The organism is Arthrobacter globiformis (genome assembly GCF_030818015.1).
GTDB lineage: Bacteria > Actinomycetota > Actinomycetes > Actinomycetales > Micrococcaceae > Arthrobacter > Arthrobacter globiformis_C.
The window spans coordinates 338,206-356,515 of record NZ_JAUSZX010000001.1 but is presented as its reverse complement, the minus strand read 5'-3'; the positions used below and the strand labels follow the sequence as shown (position 1 = coordinate 356,515).

At 65.3% G+C, this 18,310-nt stretch carries 16 protein-coding genes and 3 pseudogenes; 10 read left to right on the top strand and 9 right to left on the bottom strand.

The genetic code is table 11. The features are described from left to right. Nucleotides 1-23: 23 nt before the first annotated feature. The 3 genes and pseudogenes from QFZ23_RS23675 to QFZ23_RS01665 all read left to right on the top strand — a co-directional run. Nucleotides 24-569, top strand: a pseudogene (locus QFZ23_RS23675) (SDR family NAD(P)-dependent oxidoreductase); the annotation flags it as partial. Between the two features lie 35 nt (nucleotides 570-604). Further along, the gene (locus QFZ23_RS01670; protein WP_373427836.1) at nucleotides 605-751 is read left to right on the top strand and encodes an SDR family oxidoreductase; all 147 of its coding nucleotides are present in this window, start codon (nucleotides 605-607) and stop codon (nucleotides 749-751) included. Beyond that, the gene (locus tag QFZ23_RS01665; RefSeq protein WP_306920220.1) at nucleotides 748-1,404 is read left to right on the top strand and encodes an SDR family NAD(P)-dependent oxidoreductase; all 657 of its coding nucleotides are present in this window, start codon (nucleotides 748-750) and stop codon (nucleotides 1,402-1,404) included. Before QFZ23_RS01670 ends, QFZ23_RS01665 begins: the two co-directional genes overlap by 4 nt. 201 nt (nucleotides 1,405-1,605) lie before the next feature. Here QFZ23_RS01665 and QFZ23_RS01660 read toward each other — a convergent pair. The 4 genes and pseudogenes from QFZ23_RS01660 to tkt form a co-directional block, all read right to left on the bottom strand. Continuing rightward, nucleotides 1,606-1,743: pseudogene (locus tag QFZ23_RS01660) on the bottom strand (ribose-5-phosphate isomerase); the annotation flags it as partial. 12 nt (nucleotides 1,744-1,755) lie between these two features. Beyond that, a complete protein-coding gene (gene rpe / locus QFZ23_RS01655; protein ID WP_306920219.1) occupies nucleotides 1,756-2,475 on the bottom strand; it encodes a ribulose-phosphate 3-epimerase in 720 nt (239 codons plus the stop codon). A 91-nt stretch (nucleotides 2,476-2,566) separates the two neighbouring features. Continuing rightward, nucleotides 2,567-3,688 carry a transaldolase gene (gene tal / locus QFZ23_RS01650; RefSeq protein WP_306920218.1) on the bottom strand — a complete coding sequence of 374 codons (1,122 nt, stop codon included), beginning with the start codon at nucleotides 3,686-3,688 and terminating at the stop codon, nucleotides 2,567-2,569. Nucleotides 3,689-3,766: 78 nt separating this feature from the next. Beyond that, nucleotides 3,767-5,923, bottom strand: coding sequence for a transketolase (tkt, locus tag QFZ23_RS01645; protein WP_373427835.1), 2,157 nt, complete (start codon nucleotides 5,921-5,923; stop codon nucleotides 3,767-3,769). A gap of 152 nt (nucleotides 5,924-6,075) precedes the next feature. Here tkt and QFZ23_RS01640 point away from each other — a divergent pair, with 152 nt between their 5' ends. Then, entirely contained in the window at nucleotides 6,076-7,383 is a 1,308-nt protein-coding gene (locus tag QFZ23_RS01640) for a helix-turn-helix transcriptional regulator (protein WP_373427834.1), read from the top strand. A gap of 347 nt (nucleotides 7,384-7,730) precedes the next feature. Here QFZ23_RS01640 and QFZ23_RS01635 read toward each other — a convergent pair. The 4 genes and pseudogenes from QFZ23_RS01635 to hxlB form a co-directional block, all read right to left on the bottom strand. Next, nucleotides 7,731-8,618, bottom strand: a pseudogene (locus QFZ23_RS01635) (glucose-6-phosphate dehydrogenase assembly protein OpcA); the annotation flags it as partial. Beyond that, on the bottom strand, nucleotides 8,615-10,171 hold the full coding sequence (zwf, locus tag QFZ23_RS01630; protein WP_306920217.1) for a glucose-6-phosphate dehydrogenase: 1,557 nt from the start codon (nucleotides 10,169-10,171) through the stop codon (nucleotides 8,615-8,617). The pseudogene QFZ23_RS01635 and the gene zwf, both read right to left, overlap by 4 nt. A gap of 214 nt (nucleotides 10,172-10,385) precedes the next feature. Continuing rightward, the gene (gene hxlA / locus QFZ23_RS01625) at nucleotides 10,386-11,009 is read right to left on the bottom strand and encodes a 3-hexulose-6-phosphate synthase (RefSeq protein ID WP_306920216.1); all 624 of its coding nucleotides are present in this window, start codon (nucleotides 11,007-11,009) and stop codon (nucleotides 10,386-10,388) included. Nucleotides 11,010-11,098: 89 nt separating this feature from the next. After that, a complete protein-coding gene (gene hxlB, locus QFZ23_RS01620; RefSeq protein WP_306920215.1) occupies nucleotides 11,099-11,698 on the bottom strand; it encodes a 6-phospho-3-hexuloisomerase in 600 nt (199 codons plus the stop codon). Between the two features lie 513 nt (nucleotides 11,699-12,211). On the opposite strand from hxlB, the gene QFZ23_RS01615 reads away from it, so the two are divergent. The 3 genes from QFZ23_RS01615 to QFZ23_RS01605 all read left to right on the top strand — a co-directional run bounded on the left by QFZ23_RS01615 (nucleotide 12,212) and on the right by QFZ23_RS01605 (nucleotide 15,260). Then, nucleotides 12,212-13,705: a glyceraldehyde-3-phosphate dehydrogenase gene (locus tag QFZ23_RS01615; protein WP_306920214.1), complete on the top strand. Its 1,494-nt coding sequence runs from the start codon at nucleotides 12,212-12,214 to the stop codon at nucleotides 13,703-13,705. Nucleotides 13,706-13,828: 123 nt separating this feature from the next. Beyond that, on the top strand, nucleotides 13,829-14,422 hold the full coding sequence (locus QFZ23_RS01610) for a histidine phosphatase family protein (RefSeq protein ID WP_306920213.1): 594 nt from the start codon (nucleotides 13,829-13,831) through the stop codon (nucleotides 14,420-14,422). 124 nt (nucleotides 14,423-14,546) lie between these two features. Next, entirely contained in the window at nucleotides 14,547-15,260 is a 714-nt protein-coding gene (locus QFZ23_RS01605) for a hypothetical protein (RefSeq protein ID WP_306920212.1), read from the top strand. 87 nt (nucleotides 15,261-15,347) lie between these two features. Here QFZ23_RS01605 and QFZ23_RS01600 read toward each other — a convergent pair whose 3' ends face one another. Continuing rightward, a complete protein-coding gene (locus QFZ23_RS01600) occupies nucleotides 15,348-16,178 on the bottom strand; it encodes a PRC and DUF2382 domain-containing protein (RefSeq protein ID WP_306920211.1) in 831 nt (276 codons plus the stop codon). Between the two features lie 232 nt (nucleotides 16,179-16,410). Between QFZ23_RS01600 and QFZ23_RS01595 the strand changes: the two genes are divergently transcribed. The 3 genes from QFZ23_RS01595 to QFZ23_RS01585 are packed head-to-tail and all read left to right on the top strand — an operon-like array spanning nucleotide 16,411 to nucleotide 18,268. Next, entirely contained in the window at nucleotides 16,411-17,211 is an 801-nt protein-coding gene (locus tag QFZ23_RS01595) for a hypothetical protein (RefSeq protein WP_306920210.1), read from the top strand. After that, nucleotides 17,208-17,630: a phage holin family protein gene (locus QFZ23_RS01590; protein ID WP_306920209.1), complete on the top strand. Its 423-nt coding sequence runs from the start codon at nucleotides 17,208-17,210 to the stop codon at nucleotides 17,628-17,630. Before QFZ23_RS01595 ends, QFZ23_RS01590 begins: the two co-directional genes overlap by 4 nt. Next, nucleotides 17,627-18,268 carry a DUF3618 domain-containing protein gene (locus QFZ23_RS01585; protein WP_306920208.1) on the top strand — a complete coding sequence of 214 codons (642 nt, stop codon included), beginning with the start codon at nucleotides 17,627-17,629 and terminating at the stop codon, nucleotides 18,266-18,268. Before QFZ23_RS01590 ends, QFZ23_RS01585 begins: the two co-directional genes overlap by 4 nt. The last annotated feature ends 42 nt before the right edge of the window (nucleotides 18,269-18,310 follow it).

Sequence of the window (18,310 nt, the reverse complement as noted above, 5' to 3'; positions counted from 1 at the left end):
TTCCGGCCAACGGCAGGACTGCGCTGGTCACCGGGGCGGGCGGCGGCATCGGTTCGGCCATCAGCCGGCGCCTGGCCGCCGAGGGCGCCCACGTGGTCATCTGCGACGTCAATGAGGCAGCGGCCAAGGAGGTGGCAGACATCCTCGTTGGCGAGGGCTTTTCCGCGGAGCCGTTGGTCTTCGACCTCCTCGACCCGGAGGCCTCTCAAGCCGCCGTGCAGCGGATGGTCGACGCACGGGGCCGGCTCGACGTCCTGGTCAACAACGCCGGCGTCAACCGGCGCGGCGACCTGCTTGCCCTGAGCGAAAATGACTGGGACCTGTCCTTCGCCGTCAACGTTGACTCGCTGTTCCACCTGTTCCGGGCAGCACTCCCCCACATGATCGAGGCGGGCGGCGGCGCCGTCGTGAACACCGCTTCCCAGTGGGGCCTCTACCCGGCTCCGGGCCACCTGGCCTACAACGTGTCCAAGGCCGCCCTCGTCGCGTTCACCAAGAACCTGGCCCGCGACTACGCACCAAACAACATCCGGGTCAACGCCGTCGCGCCCGGTGAGGTCCACACGCCCATGCTCGAATCGGGCTGGCACGCAGCGGCCGCACCGTGGCCGACCTCGATGCGCTCGTGCCGTTTGGGCGCATCGGCAAGCCCGACGAAGTCGCCGCGCTCGTGGCGTTCCTCGCCTCGGACGAGGCGCCGTATATCTGCGGCTCGGTCGTCGAAATCACCGGCGCGCAGGCCGTCGCATGAGCGGCGCATCCGTGAGCGGCGAAGGAATGCTGGCGGGCAAGACGGTTCTGGTCACCGGCGCCTCGCGCGGCATTGGCCGCGCGACGGCGGTGGCCCTCCACCGCGAAGGCGCGCACGTGGTCCTGCATTACGGCAACGACAAGGAGTCCGCCCGGGCAACAGCGGACCGCCTCGGCGAGCGCGTGCAGCTGGTGCAGGGCCACCTGCGGGATCCGGCCGAGCGGCGCAGGTTATGGGCCGAGGCCGCCGAGTGGCGCGGCGGCGTCGACGTCCTGGTCAACGATGCCGGGGCGTGGCTGGCGTCTGAAATCGATGCCGACGGCGCGTGGCAGCAGGGCTGGCAGGCGAATTACGAGCTGAACCTGCTGGCCCCTGCCGACCTCTGCCGCGAGGCGATCCTGGGGTTCCCCGCCCGGGGCGGCGGGATCATCGTCAACGTCACCAGCCGCTCGGCCCATCGAGGGGACGACGCCGATCACCTCGCCTACGGCGCTGCGAAGGGCGGGCTGCTCGCCCTAACAAAGGGCATCGCCCGCGGGTACGGCAATGACAACATCCTCGCCTACGCCGTGGCGCCCGGCTGGGTGGCGACGGATATCTCCGCGCACATCTCCCCCGACGATCCAATGCTCAGCGGCCTGCCACTGGGTTGAGGTCAAGCCGCCGGAGGACGTCGCCGAGGTGATCACGTTCCTGGCGTCGGGGCGCTCCCGGCACACCACCGGAGCGACGATCGACATCACTGGCGGGGATTACGTGCGGTGACGTGTCGGCGATCTCCTGGTCCGAGGAACCCGAACCGCCGTGGAACTCCAGGTCGAACGGGTTGTCCTTGCCGATCCAACCATGTCCTTCGTGGAGGCACCGGACCAGTACGCCGCACCACCGGTGGAAACCTTGTTCGCGGAGATCTGCTCGCCGTTGCCTGAGCCGCCCAGCACTATCCCGAGGGCGTCCACGCCCGAGGCCTGGTCGGCCACGACGGCGGCCGCATGAGTGGTCCTTCAGGCTTGCTGGAATACGACGTCGTCGGGGCGCGGTGTTGTTGCGCCGAAAGCGAGTTGGCCCTTTGCCCGCAGCGACTCGATGGCGTCCTCAGGCGACGGCCTGCCGTACACGGCCGATCCGGCCACGAAGACGTTGGCGCCGGCCTCAGCCGCGCGGATGATGGTTTCTTCCGTGATGCCGCCGTCGACCTGGATGGCTACGTTCACCCCGGAACCCTCGACCGCCGCACGGGCGCGGCGGATCTTAGGCAGCACAACGTCCAGGAATGCCTGGCCGCCAAAGCCCGGCTCGACCGTCATGATCAACAGCATGTCCAGTTCGGGGAGCATGTCCAGGTATGGTTCCACCGGGGTGGCCGGGCGCAGTGCCATGCCTGCCTTGGACCCGCGTGCGCGAAGTTCTCGGGCGAGCTTGATGGGGGCGTCGGACGCCTCGACGTGGAACGTCACCGAGCTCAGGCCGACGTCGGCGAACTGGGGCGCCCAGCGGTCGGCATTGGAAATCATCAGGTGGGCGTCCAGCGGCACAGGGCTGACCTTTTGCAGCCGTTCCACGACGGGCAGGCCGATGGTCAGGTTGGGCACGAAATGGTTGTCCATGACATCCACGTGCACGGCGTCGGCGTTGCTGATGCGGGCCAACTCGGCTTCGAGGTTGACGAAGTCGGCCGAGAGGATGCTGGGGTTGATACAGCAATTCAGGGGTGAAATGGACATGATGTCTGCCTTTCGGTGATCTGGGTGACCAGCTGCGCGGAGACCGCAGGGGTCTCCACGCAGCCAGGACGGATGACGGATAGCGCGGTGGCTAGGAGGCCTTCCGTGCGGTGGTGAGGGCGCCGTTAACGTCGGCCAGCAGTTCGTTCCAGCTGGCAACAAACTTGTCCAGGCCTTCGGATTCCAGTTGTGCGACCACGTTGTTGTAAGAGATGCCGAGGTGTTCGAGGGCGTTCAGGACGGTGTTGGCTTCGGCGTAGGTGCCGGTAATGGTGTCACCGGTGACCACACCGTGGTCGAAGGTCGCGTCCAGGGTCTTCTCCGGCATGGTGTTCACGATGCCGGCGGCGACGAGCTCGGTCACATAGAGGGTATCCGGGTAGGCCGGATCCTTCACACCGGTGGAGGCCCACAGCGGGCGCTGTGGGCGAGCTCCCGCCTCCGCCAGGACTGCCCAGCGTTTGGTGGAAAAGAGCTCCTCGTACACCTGGTAGGCCAGGCGGGCGTTGGCAACGCCGGCCTGGCCCTTGAGGGCCTTGGCCTGCTTGGTGCCGATCGCATCCAGGCGCTTGTCGATTTCGGTGTCCACGCGGGAGATGAAGAACGACGCAACAGAGTGGATCTTGGACAGGTCGTGGCCGTTTTCCCCGGCCTGCTTCAGACCGGCCTGGAATGCGTTAATGACGGCCCGGTAGCGCTCCAGGGAAAAGATCAGGGTCACGTTGACACTGATGCCTTCGGCCAGGACCGCGGTGATGGCCTCCAGGCCTTCAATCGTGGCCGGGATCTTGATCAGGACATTGTCCCTGTCGACCTTCTTGTAAAGGTTCTTGGCCTCGGCGATGGTGCCGGCGGTGTCCCAGGCCAGGCGGGGGTCCACCTCGATGGAGACGCGGCCGTCCACGCCATTGGTGGCAGCCGCGATCGGGGCGAAGAGGTCGCAGGCATCGGCGACATCGGTGGTGGTGATCTCGAAGATCGTCTCCTCGACGCCGGCGCCCTGCGCGGCAAGTTCGGCGATCTTAGCGTCGTAGTCCGTGCCGGAGGTGATCGCGGCCTGGAAGATGGACGGGTTGGTGGTTACGCCGACCACGTTCTTCTGGTCGATGAGCTTCTGCAGGCTGCCGCTGGCGAGCCGCTCGCGGGAGAGGTCGTCCAGCCAGATGGACAAACCGGCGTCGGACAGCAGTGCGGTGGGTGTTGCGTTGGTCATGGCTTGTTTCTTCCTTCGAAAGAGGATGTCCCGCGGAACAGGCCGCTGTGCGGGTGAGGGCGGGCGCGCCGTTGTGGGTTAGTTGGCTGCAGCGGCGAGGGAGTCCTTGGCGGCGGCAGTAACCGCTTCTGCCGTGATGCCGAATTCCTGGAACAGGCGCTTGTAGTCGGCGGATGCGCCGTAGTGCTCGAGGCTGATGGAGCGGCCGGCGTCGCCGACGAATTCCTTCCACCCCAGGGCAAGGCCGGCTTCGACGGACACCCGGGCCTTGACCGCTGCGGGCAGGACAGCGTCACGGTAGGCGGCGTCCTGCTTGTTGAACCACTCGACACACGGCATGGACACTACACGGGTGGCGATGCCTTCGGCCTGCAGTGCTTCGCGGGCCTGGACAGCCAGCTGGACCTCGGAGCCGGTGCCGATTAGGATGACCTGCGCGTCCACGGTCTTGCCGTCCTCGGATGCCTCGGCCAGCACGTAGCCGCCCTTGGCCACACCGGCCGGGGAAGCAAAGGTGTCACCCTCGGCCGCGCCCTCGCCACGCTCGTAGGTCGGGACGTTCTGGCGGGTCAGGACGATGCCTGCCGGGTTCTCGTGGTTCTCCAGGATGGTCTTCCACGCGATACCAACCTCGTTGGCATCGGCCGGGCGGACGACGTCGAGACCCGGGATCGCACGCAGCGAAGCGAGCTGCTCCACCGGCTGGTGCGTGGGCCCGTCCTCGCCCAGGCCGATGGAGTCGTGCGACCACACATAGATGGACGGGACGCCCATGAGGGCGCCAAGGCGGATCGCCGGCTTCTGGTAGTCACTGAAGATCAGGAACGTGCCGGAGAACGCGCGGGTCTTGCCGTGCAGGCTGATGCCGTTCACGATCGAGGCGGCGGCGTGCTCGCGGATACCGAAGTGCAGGACCCGGCCGTACGGGTTGCCCTTCCACGCTTCCGTGGAGCGGGAGGCCGGAATGAACGACGGCGAGCCCTCGATCGTGGTGTTGTTGGACTCGGCGAGGTCGGCCGAGCCGCCCCAGAGTTCGGGCATGACCGGGCCGATGGCGTTCAGGACCTTGCCGGAAGCGGCGCGGGTGGAAACGTCCTTGCCTGCCGGGAAGACCGGCAGGGCGGCCTCGAGCCCGGCGGGGAGCTGGCGGGCCTCGACGCGCTCCAGCAGGGCGGCAGCGTCCGGGTTGGCGGACTGCCAGGCCGAGAAGGACTCTTCCCACTCCTTGCGTGCGTGGGCGCCGCGGTCGACGACGCCGCGGGCGTGGGCCAGCACGTCCTCGTCCACCTCAAAGGACTTCCCGGGGTCGAAGCCGAGGACGTTCTTCAATGCTGCCACTTCTTCCGAGCCCAGGGCCGAGCCGTGGATCTTGCCGGTGTTCTGCTTCTTCGGGGCCGGGTAGCCGATGATGGTGCGCAGCGAGATGATGGACGGCTTGGAGGTTTCCGCCTTGGCCGCCAGCAAAGCCGAGTACAGCTCCTGGACGTCTTCGACGTAGTCGCCGGTCTTGGTCCAGTCCACGCGCTGGGTGTGCCAGCCGTAGGCTTCGTAGCGCTTCAGGACGTCTTCAGTGAAGGCGATGTCGGTGTCGTCTTCGATGGAGATGTGGTTCTCGTCGTAGATGACCACGAGGTTGCCCAGTTCCTGGTGGCCGGCGAGGGAGGACGCCTCGGAGGTCACGCCTTCCTGGAGGTCGCCGTCGGAAGCGATCACCCAGATGGTGTGGTCGAACGGGCTCTCGCCGGCGGGAGCATCGGCGTCGAACAGGCCGCGCATGCGGCGCTGGGAGTACGCGAAGCCCACCGAGGAGGCCAGGCCCTGGCCCAGCGGGCCGGTGGTGATTTCCACCCCGGCGGTGTGCTTGTATTCGGGGTGGCCCGGGGTCAGCGAACCCCACGTGCGCAGTGCCTCAAGGTCCTTCAGTTCCAGGCCGTAGCCGGAGAGGAACAGCTGGATGTAGAGCGTCAGGGACGTGTGGCCGGGGGAGAGGACGAAGCGGTCGCGGCCGATCCAGTCCGGGTTCTTCGGGTCGTGCCGCATCAGCTTCTGGAACAGAAGGTAAGCGGCCGGAGCCAGGCTCATCGCCGTGCCGGGGTGGCCGTTGCCGACCTTCTCGACGGCGTCCGCGGCCAAAACACGGGCGGTGTCTACCGCGCGCTGGTCCTCGGCCGTCCAGTCGAGTGTTGAACCTGTGGTGCTGTCTGCGATACGAGTCGCGGTTGCTGTCGGATTCACGATTAATCCCCTTTGATTCGGTCGTCGGCCTGCAGAGGCCACGGATGCTTTCCGGTTGACTCCCATGCTTCCGAAACAAATGGGTAGGTGTAACACTGTTTTCTGACGGTTTTTACTACACTTTAGGACTGGGTAGCCGTTAAACTGTCCGAATGAGCGCAGCCACCCACCAGCCCACGAAGGCGTCCACTATGCCCGTTTCAGACCTGCCGTGGCCGTTGCTGCATTCCGTGGCAGCAGTCGCGGATGCTCCCCTGACCCAGATAGCGGAGCGGCTACGTGATGCCACGCTTCCCTACCTGGGAAACAGCGCACTGGTCATCTTCACCGAAGACTGCACGGGGCGGCCGCAGAAGAAGGCGGGTGCGGAAGAAATCATTTCAAGGGTTTCCATCGCCGAGCTGGACGCGCTTCGCACTTCCGTTTCGGATGAGACCCCCTGGTTCGGGGAAGCCGAACTTGCCGGCCGGTCCCGGTCCGCACTCGCCCTGAAACACGCCTCCAGCCAGGCCCTCCTCGTCCTCACCGATCCTCAGCCGTCCGATCCAGGGCACAACGCCGGCCTGGACTTGGTGGCATATCTGTGGCGCCTCGCTGCGAAGCGGATCCAAGAGAAAGTGGCCGATGCGCCGCCGTCGTACCTGCTGGAATCCCGGGCGGCCTCGGCTGAACGCATCCGCGTGACGGCGGAACTGACCGATCTGCATTCCACCACCCTGGAGACCCTTCTTGCAGCCCTGCGCTCATCCTCAATGGACAATGCAGAGGCCCGCACGATCGCCACAGACCTCACCGCCAAAGCTTTGGTCGCGCTGCGCACCCTCAGCGACCGCACGACGGACCTGGTGGAAGAGCCCGTTGCCAAAGCCTTCGAACGCCTGCGGGAAGACCTGCGACCACTCACGGGCTACAGCGGCATTGAGGCCGAGTTCATCGAACCGCCGCTGAACGGACGGGCCCTCCCCGGCGAAGTTGCCCACGCGGCAAGGGCAGTCGTCCGCGGACTCGTGCTGGCCATGATGGAACAACCTGAGGTCAGCAGAATCCGGACGCAGTGGGACTGCGACGGCGAAAACCTGCTGATCAACGTGCGCGACGACGGCCGTGGCGCACTTGCCGCCGACGCGCCGAGCATCAGCCGTCTGGACCGCCGGGTCCAGGCGCTCACCGGGCAGTTGCGGATGGACGTCATGCCAGGCTGGGGTGCAGACGTCTTCGTCTCGCTCCCCTTGGACCTGCCGGCACGCCCGGCCGGGGATGTTGCCGGATGGAACCTTGCCGCACGGGAACTCGAAGTGCTCCAACACCTCGCCGCCGGAAACCGCAACCGCACCATCGCCTCGAAGATGGGCATCAGCGAGAATACGGTCAAGTTCCATGTGCGGAACCTGTTCAAGAAGCTCGACGTCGGCTCACGCACCGAGGCCATTGCCTTGGCACATAGCCACGGACTGCGGTGATGGTATAGGAACCCGGCGGCATCCGAAGGGGTGACGCCGTCGTCCCCCGGGCTACCCGTTTGGCGGGTCGTGCGGTTGTGGTTGTTGTTGACCCGGCCGGTGAGGTGGTGTGAGGTGGGCTTCGTTGAGGACGATCCGGAGGTGCTAGTGGCCTACTTTGAGGCTCATGCTGAGGCCCTCGCGGACTGGATTTCAACGACGGAGCGCAGGACTTTGCCCTCGTGCATCGTGTCGAAGGCCTCTTCCATCTGGTCGATGGTGATGCGCTCCGAGACGAACGAGTCCAGGTCAGGGTTGCCCTGCCTGTAACCACCTTCTTGATGGACCTTGGAAACAGCCAGACTACGAACCGTTTCACCGAAGACTTCGTCAGGGTCGAGGCGGCGCAGTTCTTCGGCGAGGCAGTCGCGGAGGCTGCGCCGCGGGAGGGAGATCCGTTGTGCGGGTTGGCCTGGTTGGGTGAGTTCGGCGACACTGAGTCCAGGCCGGAACAGCCGGATGTCACCGGACGTCCGGGTCAGCTGGACGCCGCGGATGCCGGTGCCGGCGGGGTCCGCGACGATGGTGACCGGTACGTCGAGCGCCTGCCTGAGCCACGCCGCGAGCAGGATGGTACTGGGCGAGTCTGAAGCGCCTTCGACGGTGACGGCGGTGACGGGCGAGGAGTCGGCCTGGTCCAGGACCGCGGCGAGCTGGATGCGCCAGTTGGTCAGCCGGGTCCAGGCGAGGTCGGTGTCGCCTGCCTTGTAGGTGTTCCGGATGTTTTCCAGGGCCACCTGAGGCTCGGCCTCGTTCGCCGAGTCCGTGATTCGGCGGTGCGCGATTCGGCCGACAGAGGTTTGGCTGGCATTCTTCGGTGCCCCGTGCGGCCACCAGGCCACGATCGGGGCGTCGGGCAGCAGCAGCGCGGCGATGAGGGACTCGCTTTCCTCGGCGAGTTCACCGAAGCCGTGCAGCACGATGACCTCGGACGCGCCGGCGTCCCCGCCGACCCGGATCTGCGCGTCCAGGCGAGTGGGTTTATCCGGCGAACCAGCAGCCAGCACGATGATCCGGCAGGGGTGTTCGCGGCTGGCCTCATTAGCCGCCTCGACCGCCTCTTCCTCGAGCCCGGATTTCGTGACCACCACGAGGGTGAGGACCCGGCCAAGGGCGATCACGCCGCCCTGCTCGCGCAGGGACTGGATCTTCTTGGAAACGTTCGAGGTGGTGGTGTTCGGCAGGTCTACGATCATGGCCTTCTCCAGGTGCGTCCGTCGCGGGCCAGCAGCTCGTCAGCCGAGGCCGGGCCCCAGCTGCCGGGCGCGTACGGCTCGGGCTGTTCACCCAGGCCGGCCCAGTACTCTTCGAAGGGGTCCAGGATCTTCCAGGACAGCTCCACTTCCTCGTGCCGCGGAAACAGCGGCGGCTCGCCAAGGAGCACGTCCAGGATCAGCCGCTCGTAGGCTTCGGGGCTGGACTCGGTGAACGAGTGCCCGTAGCCGAAGTCCATGGTCACGTCCCGGACTTCCATCTGGGTGCCAGGGACCTTGGACCCGAACCGGATCGTGGCGCCCTCGTCGGGCTGGACCCGGATCACCACGGCGTTCTGGCCGAAATCGTCGTCGCCGTGGTCCCGGAACAGCAGGTTCGGTGCCCGCTTGAAGACCACCGCGATCTCCGTCACGCGGCGGCCCAGCCGCTTGCCCGCGCGCAGGTAGAACGGCACCCCGTTCCAGCGCCGGGTGTTGATGTCCACCCGGATCGCGGCATAGGTTTCGGTGGTGGAGTCGGCCGGGATGCCCTCTTCTTCCAGGTACCCCTGGACCTGCTCCCCGCCCTGCCAACCGCCGGCGAACTGCCCGCGGGCCGAATGCGTGGACAGGTCCTCCGGGAGCCTCACCGCAGCGAGAACCTTTTCCTTCTCCGCCCGCAGGTCATCGGCGTTGAAGGAAATCGGCTCCTCCATCGCCGTCAGGGCCAGCAGCTGCAGCAGGTGGTTCTGGATCACGTCGCGGGCCGCCCCCACGCCGTCGTAATACCCTGCCCGGCCGCCGGTGCCGATGTCCTCGGCCATGGTGATCTGCACATGGTCCACGTAATTGGCGTTCCACAACGGCTCGAACAGCTGGTTGACGAAGCGCAGCGCCAGGATGTTCTGCACCGTTTCCTTGCCCAGGTAATGGTCGATGCGGAACACCGCGTCCTGCGGGAACACCGATTCCACGATGTCGTTCAGCTGCCGGGCCGATTCGAGGTCGTGCCCGAACGGCTTTTCAATGACCACCCGCCGCCACTTCTCGCCCTCGGCCTCCGCCAGGCCGTGCTTGGACAGCTGCCGGCAGACCTGCTCGAAGGCCTTCGGCGGGATCGACAGGTAAAACGCGTGGTTTCCCCGTGTGCCGCGCTGCTCGTCCAGTTCGGCCAGAGTGGCGGAAAGCCGCCCAAAGGCGGCGTCGTCGTCGAACTCGCCCTGAACGAACCGGATGCCCTCTGAAAGCTGGTTCCAGACCGCCTCATCAAACGGGGTCCGGGAGTATGCCTTGACGGACTCTTTGATCGCGGCCGTGAGGTCCTCCGTCGTCCGCCTCTGCCGGCCGAAGCCCACCAATGCAAAGCTCGGCGGCAGGAGACCCCGGTTTGCGAGGTCATAGACAGCGGGCAAAAGTTTCTTGCGTGCCAAGTCTCCGGTTACGCCAAAGAGCACCAGGGACGATGGTCCAGCCACCCGGGACAGCCGGCGGTCGCGCGGATCCCGGAGCGGGTTCTGCCCGGACCTCACATGCGAATCAGTGTAAGTAACAGACATTGTTGCCTTCTAACTTTCGACAGGCATTGCGCCGTCGACTGACGGTCACGAGAGAATTAGCTCGCGGTTGGGGCGTGCGGCCGAGCAAGGCTTCTGCATCGTCGAGCGACTCGTAAATATGCCAGCCCCTCATCCTCGGCGTGTGCTGTGCCTTAACTCCGTCGGTGGCGTCCCGCGGCCGTAAGGATGCGGGACGCCACCGTCAATCGGAGACCTAGACGATGGCTGCGCGGAGTTCCTTCGCGGCCAGTGCGGGGTCGGCTGCACCGTAGATGGCACCGCCGGCGACGGCGACATCGGCGCCGGCCTTCTGGACGTCTGCGATGGTGGCGAGCTTCACTCCGCCGGCCACGGAGAACGGAACCCGGGCTTCCGCACCGGCGCGCAGCAGACCGTTCAGGTCGAAACCGGGCTTGGCCTGCTCGTCCAGGCCGGCATGCATCTCAACGAACTTCGCACCCAGCGCGCGGACTTCCTTGGCACGGGTGACCTTGTCCTCGATGCCGATGAGGTCCACGACGACGCCCTTGTTGTGGGCCTTGGCTGCCTTGACCGCACCGGCAATGGTGGAATCGTCGGCGGCACCGAGCACGGTGACCAGGTCGGCACCGGCCTTGAAGGCGATGTCGGCCTCGAGCTCGCCGGCGTCCATCGTCTTCAGGTCAGCAAAAACGATCTTCTCCGGGTGGGCTTCCTTGACGGCCGTAATGACGGAGAGCCCTTCGGCCTTGATCAGGGGCGTGCCGAGTTCGATGATGTCCACGTATTCGGCAACCTTGCCGGCCAGTTCGAGGGCAGCTTCGGTGGTCAGGAGGTCGATAGCAACTTGGAGCTTCATGTGTTGTTTCTTTCTGTAAGGGAACTGCAATGGGTGTGGAAAATTCGGGCGGTCTGAGAGTGGAAGCCTCGGTTACCCGAGGTTGGCGATTACTCGAGGTTGGCGTGGCGCAGCCACAGCTCCTCCGCCGGCTGGGCGTCGTTGTCCCAGAGCGACTGGAAAATGGCCTCGGTAGCAACGAAAAGTACCTGCTCGAAGAGCGACCCGGCGTACTGGCGCGAAACGCTGGTACCGTGGTCGGTCTTCTGGGCGGCGGGAATGATCACCACTGCGTCGGCAAGTCCGGCGAGCGGCGAATCCGGGTTGGTGGTGAATGCGGCAATCCGCGCTCCGGCCTTCGCTGCTGTTTCGGCTGCCTTGACCACTCCCGAGGTCGTTCCCGATCCGGAGGCCACCAGGAGCAGGTCGCCAGAGCTGATGGCGGGTGTGGTGGTATCGCCGGCGACGTGGACGTTCAGGCCCAGGTGCATCAGCCTCATGGCGGCCATGCGCAGGACGAGGCCGCTTCGGCCCGCTCCGGCGACGAACACGCGGCCTGTCAGGCTGATGTGGCGTGCCAGACCGGCTACCTGCTGTTCGTCGATTTTGGCCGCCGTGGCCGCGATCTCGTCCCTGACGAGGGACAGGTTGCGGACAATGTCATCTGTGGTGCTGTAGACCGTACTCGTCGCGGTTGCTGTCGGATTCACGATTTTCCCTTCGATTCGGCCATCGGTCTGTATCGGCCGAGTGGATGCTTTCTGGCTGATATCCATGATTCCGAAGCAAACGGGCAGGGGTAACACTGTTTTCTGACGGTTCTGACTACCCTTAAGGATGGCCGGAGGTTGGGAACGGGCCCAGCAACCGGTATTACGACTATGAGAAGCTGCCGTTCAAAGGCGCTGTTTGCCTGCGGCGTCATCTGCTTCTTCTCGTTCTGGTGCAAGCTGCAGTGATCGGCGTGCTTGGTGTTCATGGTGAACTGGACGAACCCGAATTGCCCCTGGTTCCGGTGGCCCAGGCAGTCTTTGGCCAAGCCTGCTCCATGTTCGCCACCGGCACCTTCCAACCCCCATCACCTACCCAAAAGGATCGTTAAAACCATCCTGAATTAGCGTTCCCCGTACCCGAAAATGGCAGGACGATGGATGTCAAGCCCCTCTCTGGACCATCTCAGGAGCTGAGCAAAAACAGACCCACCCTTTTGGAAAGGCAGCCCGATGCTAAAAACCTCAGATTCTTGTCTCGATGCGTGGATGGGCCGGGAGGCCCTCGCCGAGGCCATGATCCCGGTGATCGGCCGGCTGTACCGTAAAAACAACGTGGTCACCTCCATCCACGGACGCAGCCTGATCAACAAGTCCACGATGAACATCCTGAAGGCGCACCGCTTCGCGCGCCGGATGAGCAAGGATGAGCTGCTCCTGGAGGAGACGGCACCGCTGCTGAACACGCTGGCACGGCTGGACCTGGGCGCCGCTGCCATCGACATCGCCCGCCTGAACCAGAAGTTCAAGTCCGACGGCGGCGACCTGACTTTGGAGGAATTCCTCCGTGCCGAGCTCGCCGGGATTGTGGGCAAGCGCGGCGCCGACGACCGCACCAGCACCGACGTCGTGCTCTACGGCTTCGGCCGGATCGGCCGGCTCCTGGCCCGCCTCCTGATCGAAAAGGCGGGCGGCGGCCACGGCCTGCGCCTGCGCGCCATCGTGGTCCGGCGCGGCTCCGACAACGACCTGACCAAGCGCGCAAGCCTGCTGCGCCGCGACTCCGTGCACGGTTCCTTCGAGGGGACCATCAGGGTGGACACCGACGCCAACACGATTACGGCCAATGGCGTCCAGATCCAGGTCATCTACTCGGATAACCCGGCCACCATCGACTACACCGCCTACGGCATCAAGGACGCCCTCGTGGTGGACAACACCGGCCGCTGGCGCGACGCCGAGGGCCTCGGCCAGCACCTGCTGAGCAAGGGCGTGGCCCGTGTCCTGCTGACCGCGCCGGGCAAGGGTGAGCTGAAGAACATCGTCCACGGCATCAACCACCGCGACATCACCGATGCGGACCGGATCGTGACGGCAGCCTCCTGCACCACCAACGCCATCACCCCGGTCCTGAAAGCCCTCAACGACAAGTACGGCGTGATCCACGGCCACGTCGAGACGGTCCACTCGTTCACCAACGACCAGAACCTGATCGACAACTTCCACAAGGGCGACCGCCGCGGACGCTCCGCCGCGCTGAACATGGTGATCACCGAGACCGGTGCCGCCAAGGCTGTGGCCAAGGCGCTGCCCGAACTGCAGGGCAAGCTCACCGGCAGCTCAATCCGCGTCCCCACCCCGGACGTGTCCCTGGCCGTCCTGAACCTCAACCTGGAAAACGGCACCACCAAGGACGAGGTCAACAACTACCTGCGGGAGATGTCGCTGCACTCGGAGCTGCGCAAACAGATCGACTACATCGACTCACCCGAGGTTGTCTCCACCGACTTCGTCGGCTCCCGCCGTGCAGGGATCGTTGACGGCCTCGCCACCATCGCCAACGACAAGAACCTGGTCGTCTACGTCTGGTACGACAACGAGTTCGGCTACAGCTGCCAGGTGGTCCGCGTCATGGAGGAAATGGCCGGGGCGCACCGGCCGTCATTCCCTGCTGCGGACGTCGTTCAGGAGGCCATGTCGGTGCTTGCCGCAGTGGGATCGGCCTAGCGTCCCCCCTCCACCATGGCGCTCTGCCTCGCACCAACCCCTATGACGAGGCCGCGGTCCTGTTCGGCTGAACTTCCCGAGTTTGCGACTCCACAACGAACGGGCGTAACGCTCTCGGGCACAATGGAAGGCATGACCCTCACGACTTTCGCCCTCATCCGCCATGGCCAGACAGACTGGAACGCGCAGCGTCGGCTGCAGGGATCCAGCGATATTCCGCTGAACGACGTCGGCCGCGGCCAGGCGCGTGACGCCGTCGACGTGCTGTCCGGGCAGGAGTGGGACACGATCGTATCCTCGCCGCTGAGCCGGGCGGCGGAAACCGCCGAACTGATCGCCGCCGGCCTGGGGCTCACAGTAGCCCGGCATGTGCCGGAGCTCACGGAGCGCAGCTTCGGACCCGCCGAGGGCCTGCAGGCCGGCCCCGAACTGGAGGCACTGCGCATCCCCGGCGGCTTCCGTGGCGCCGAAAGCGACGACGAAGCGGCCTCCCGGGGCCTGGCCGCCTTGGAGGCACTGGCCGAGGAGTTCCGCGGTCGCCGCCTTCTGGTTGTCGCACACGGAACGCTCCTCCGCCTGACCCTCAACCGTGCCATCGGCAGCACCCTGCAAAGCATCGACAATGCCGCGCTCAACCTCGCCCACCACCACGCCGTCGACGGCTGGCAGCTCGAATACTTCAACGGCGAACGGGTAGCGGAGGCCGCCCACAGCTGACGAATGTTGATGCTGCCCCTGTCCCCGGCGGCCTGACAGGACTACCTTTCTCCTATGGACCGGGCAAGCAAGAGGTGCCCCGGGTCCGACAAGGGTTTCTACTCAACGAGGAGTGGGACGGTATATGAAGGCACGAACCATAGTATTGGGGATCATCATCCTGTTGCTGGTCGCTGGCGGGGCGGCATTTCTTTACTTCAATAATTTGAGAGCAAGGGCTGCTGATTACAATCCGCAGATCACGCCGGCTGATTTCACGACAAAGATAAACAATAAGTACTTCGCGCTTCCCGTCGGCAAGAAAATGACCTACGGGGCTGGCGGCGACAGGATCGAAATCGAGATCCTAAAGGAGACGCGGGTCATTGAGGGCGTCGAAACCGTCATCTACCTGGACAAGGAATTCAAGAACGGGCAGCTCGTCGAGGAGACCAGGGACTACCTGGCGCAGCACAAGAACGGCGATGTGTGGTACTTCGGCGAGGACGTGAATAACTTCAAGGACGGGAAGCTGCAGGATCATTCCGGCAGCTTTATCCACGGCCAGGACGGGGCAAAGGCCGGCATCTGGATGAAGGCAGAACAGCGCGTGGGCGACACCTACCGGCAGGAGTATTACCTGGGCCACGCCGAGGACATGCGGGACACCATCGCCACGGGCCAGACCGTCACGACGAAAATGGGCACCTACACCGACTGCGTCAAGGTGGACGACTGGACACCGCTGGAGTCCAACTCGCGCGAGCACAAGTATTACTGCCCGCAGGTGAGCTCGATGGTCCTTGTTGAGGAAGCCAGCGGCAAACGGTTAGAGCTCACGAATATCGACCTGCCGTAGGCAGGCATACCGCTACCCTCCGGGATCAGCCCCGGCAGAGCGTGAAGGCCAAGGCCGGCATCCGGCCCTGGCCTTCACCAACTCCTGCTACCGGCGCACGTCGTCGATGCCGTCGGTGTCGATGCGTTCCTTCCGGACTTCCTCATCGACGGTCACCTCGTCGGTCACAGTTTCCTTGTCGAGACGGACCCGCTCAACCGGGACGGTTTCCTTCTCGACGACGGGACGCTCCTCATGCAGCGTGACCTCATGTTCCTCCTCGCTGATGTCCGGGCCGGACAAAGCGGCACCCCGGTTTGCGTCCGTAATGGGTTCGCGCTCGATCCGGACTTCCTCGCGCTGGACCGGGACGGTTGTGGTGACGTTCTCGGTGGTCACGTACTTGCGAAGCCTGGCCCGCCCGGCGGCCTGCCTTTCCGTGCCGACGTTCAGGCGCTCCTCGGACCGGGTCATAGCGTCATCAGTAGTGGGACCGGACGTGTCGCGTCCAACCGTCCCGGTGGCGTCGGCCGTTCCGGTCCGGGTGTCGCTGTACGCGGCATTGCCTGTATCGGCATACCCCGCATCTCCGCGGGTGCCCGTTTCCGTGTACCCCTGGTGGCCGCCGAGGCCGTAGTGGCTGAAGAGCCGGTCCTCTTCCGAGGGTTCGAGATGGCCGTCCGTTTCCACCCTGGGCGCGTCTTTCACCTGGTCCTTGGTGTAGGGAACCACGATGTCGTCGCCTTCAATACGGGCCCCTTGGAGCGGGACAAAGGATTCGGACGTGCCGAACAGGCCGGTCTTGACCGTCACCCAGGTCGGCTGGCCATCGTTGTCGTCGGCATAGACCTGGCCTACGGACCCGATCTTGTTCCCGTCCTCAGAAAGGACGTTTCCGTTGCGCTGCAGCAGATCATCAATGTTTTCCCTGGTGAGCATGGCGTCTCCTTGGATCTCAGATGCTTTGGGTTCGCAACGCCTCACTGCAGGACGCCGCACCCCAATACGATAAGCATGCTTAGCATGTTGCCGGCAAGCATACTTATCAATTTTCTGCTGCTGGCCCTTGAGGCTTGCGCCGGAAATAGCAAGTGTGCTTACTATTTCCGGGTATCAGGATGGCTGCGATCCAGCACCGCTGGTTCTTCATCCTCAAGGAAAGAGAGCAACGATGACCGAGAACGCATACGGCACCGGGGTGTCCGCTCCCGGCGCGGGCACCATCGACTACGCCGGTGACTACGTGGATAGCACCAGCTACCAGAACGAGGGCTCGTCGAAGAAGGACGTGGCCAAGGATGAGGCCGCGAATGTGGCTGGTCAGGCTGCCGGCGCCGCCCAGAACGTGGCGGAGACAGCGAAGACCGAGGCGAAGAACGTCGCATATGAAGCAAAGAACAGCGCCCGGGATCTGCTGCATCAGGCGAAGTCGGACCTGACCAGCCAGGCCGGCACCCAGCAGACCAAGGCCGCCGAAGGCATCCGCACCATTTCCTCGCAGCTGCGCACCATGGCCGACGCGCCGGACCAGCAGGGCGTGGCCTCGGACCTGATCCGGCAGGCCGCCGACCGCTCCGAATCCGTCGCGTCCTGGCTGGATAACCGGGACCCGGGCTCACTGCTGAACGAAGTCAAGTCCTTCGCCCGCCAGCGCCCCGGGACCTTCCTGCTCCTCGCGGCAGGCGCAGGACTGCTCGCTGGACGCCTCGGCCGCAGCCTGCAGGCCGGCTCCCCCGAAACCGGAACGGCCTCACCCCAGGCAGCCCGGCTTTCCGCAACGGATAGCACCAGCACGGCCGGCGCAGGCGAGCCCTTCTACGACCAGAACAGCCTGCGCGAACCCGCCTTTGGCGAGCCGAGCATCTCCGGCACCGGCCCCGCTTCCACGCAGTCGCTTCCCACCGGTTCGTCGGCAGGAGCACTGCGGAATATTGATGACCCGTATACCGAAGGTGGAGGTCGTCCCCTGTGAGCAGCCAGATTCCCGATACCCCGCCGACGGCCAAGGCCGACACCACCTCCCTCGGTGACCTCCTCAGCGAGGTCACCCGGGACCTGTCCACCCTGATCCGGCAGGAAATCGAACTCGCCAAAGCCGAACTGAAACAGTCCGGCACCCGCGCCGGCAAAGGCGGCGGCATGCTCGCCGGCGCCGGCATCGCCGGACACTTCGTGCTCCTGTTCCTCTCCATCGCCCTCTGGTACGCCCTGGGCGAGCTGATGGGACTGGGCTGGTCCGCCGTCATCGTCGCCGTGATCTGGGCCATCATCGCCGCGATCCTGGCCAGTGTGGGACGCAAGGAACTCAAAACCATCAAGGGCATGCCCCAGACCGTCGAAACCGTCCAGGAAATCCCGCCCACCCTCAAACCCAATGGAGACCACCGATGAGTGAGAACCCGGACGCCATCCGCGCCGACATCGAAGCCACCCGGGAACGCCTGGGCACCAACGTGGACGCCGTGGCCGACAAAGTCACCCCGTCCAACATCGTCCACCGCCAGACCAGCAAGGTCAAAGACGCCGTCTTCGGAGTAAAGGACAAAGTCATGGGCACCGCAGACCACGCCACCCACAGCACCTCCGGCAGCCTCCACCACGCCGCGCACAGCACCACCGGCGGCCTCCACCAGGCCACCGACGCCGCCGGCAACGCCATCAGCACCGCCGGCGACGCGATCGCCGACGCACCCCACCAGGTCGCCGCCAAAACCCAGGGCAACCCCCTCGCCGCCGGGCTGATCGCGTTCGGCGCCGGGCTGCTCGCCTCCTCCCTGATCCCGCCGAGCCAGAAGGAACGCGAAGCCGCCGACGCCCTGAAAACCGCCGCCGAACCCATGACCAGCCAGCTGACCGAAGCGGCCAAGGACATGGCCCAGGGCTGGAAGGAACCCGCCCAGGAAGCCGTGGAAAACGTCAAGGCCACCGCCACCGACGCCGCCCAGCACGTCAAGGACGAAGGCCAAACCGCCGCCTCCGACGTCAAAGCAACCGCCACGGACGCCAAGGACCACGTCCAAAACACGTAGCGGTCAAAACACCTACCAGTCAGAGTACGACGACGGCCGGCC

Bases quoted from the DNA above. Each gene is read 5' to 3' on its own strand.
- QFZ23_RS01640 (WP_373427834.1), top strand. From the start codon at position 6,076: ATGAGCGCAGCCACCCACCAGCCCACGAAGGCGTCCACTATGCCCGTT.
- rpe (WP_306920219.1), bottom strand. From the start codon at position 2,475: ATGTCCATTTCACCCCTGAATTGCTGTATCAACCCCAGCATCCTCTCG.
- zwf (WP_306920217.1), bottom strand. From the start codon at position 10,171: ATGTCTGTTACTTACACTGATTCGCATGTGAGGTCCGGGCAGAACCCG.
- QFZ23_RS01595 (WP_306920210.1), top strand. From the start codon at position 16,411: ATGACCGAGAACGCATACGGCACCGGGGTGTCCGCTCCCGGCGCGGGC.
- QFZ23_RS01605 (WP_306920212.1), top strand. From the start codon at position 14,547: ATGAAGGCACGAACCATAGTATTGGGGATCATCATCCTGTTGCTGGTC.
- QFZ23_RS01665 (WP_306920220.1), top strand. From the start codon at position 748: ATGAGCGGCGCATCCGTGAGCGGCGAAGGAATGCTGGCGGGCAAGACG.
- QFZ23_RS01600 (WP_306920211.1), bottom strand. From the start codon at position 16,178: ATGCTCACCAGGGAAAACATTGATGATCTGCTGCAGCGCAACGGAAAC.
- tal (WP_306920218.1), bottom strand. From the start codon at position 3,688: ATGACCAACGCAACACCCACCGCACTGCTGTCCGACGCCGGTTTGTCC.
- hxlA (WP_306920216.1), bottom strand. From the start codon at position 11,009: ATGAAGCTCCAAGTTGCTATCGACCTCCTGACCACCGAAGCTGCCCTC.
- QFZ23_RS01615 (WP_306920214.1), top strand. From the start codon at position 12,212: ATGCTAAAAACCTCAGATTCTTGTCTCGATGCGTGGATGGGCCGGGAG.
- QFZ23_RS01610 (WP_306920213.1), top strand. From the start codon at position 13,829: ATGGAAGGCATGACCCTCACGACTTTCGCCCTCATCCGCCATGGCCAG.
- QFZ23_RS01585 (WP_306920208.1), top strand. From the start codon at position 17,627: ATGAGTGAGAACCCGGACGCCATCCGCGCCGACATCGAAGCCACCCGG.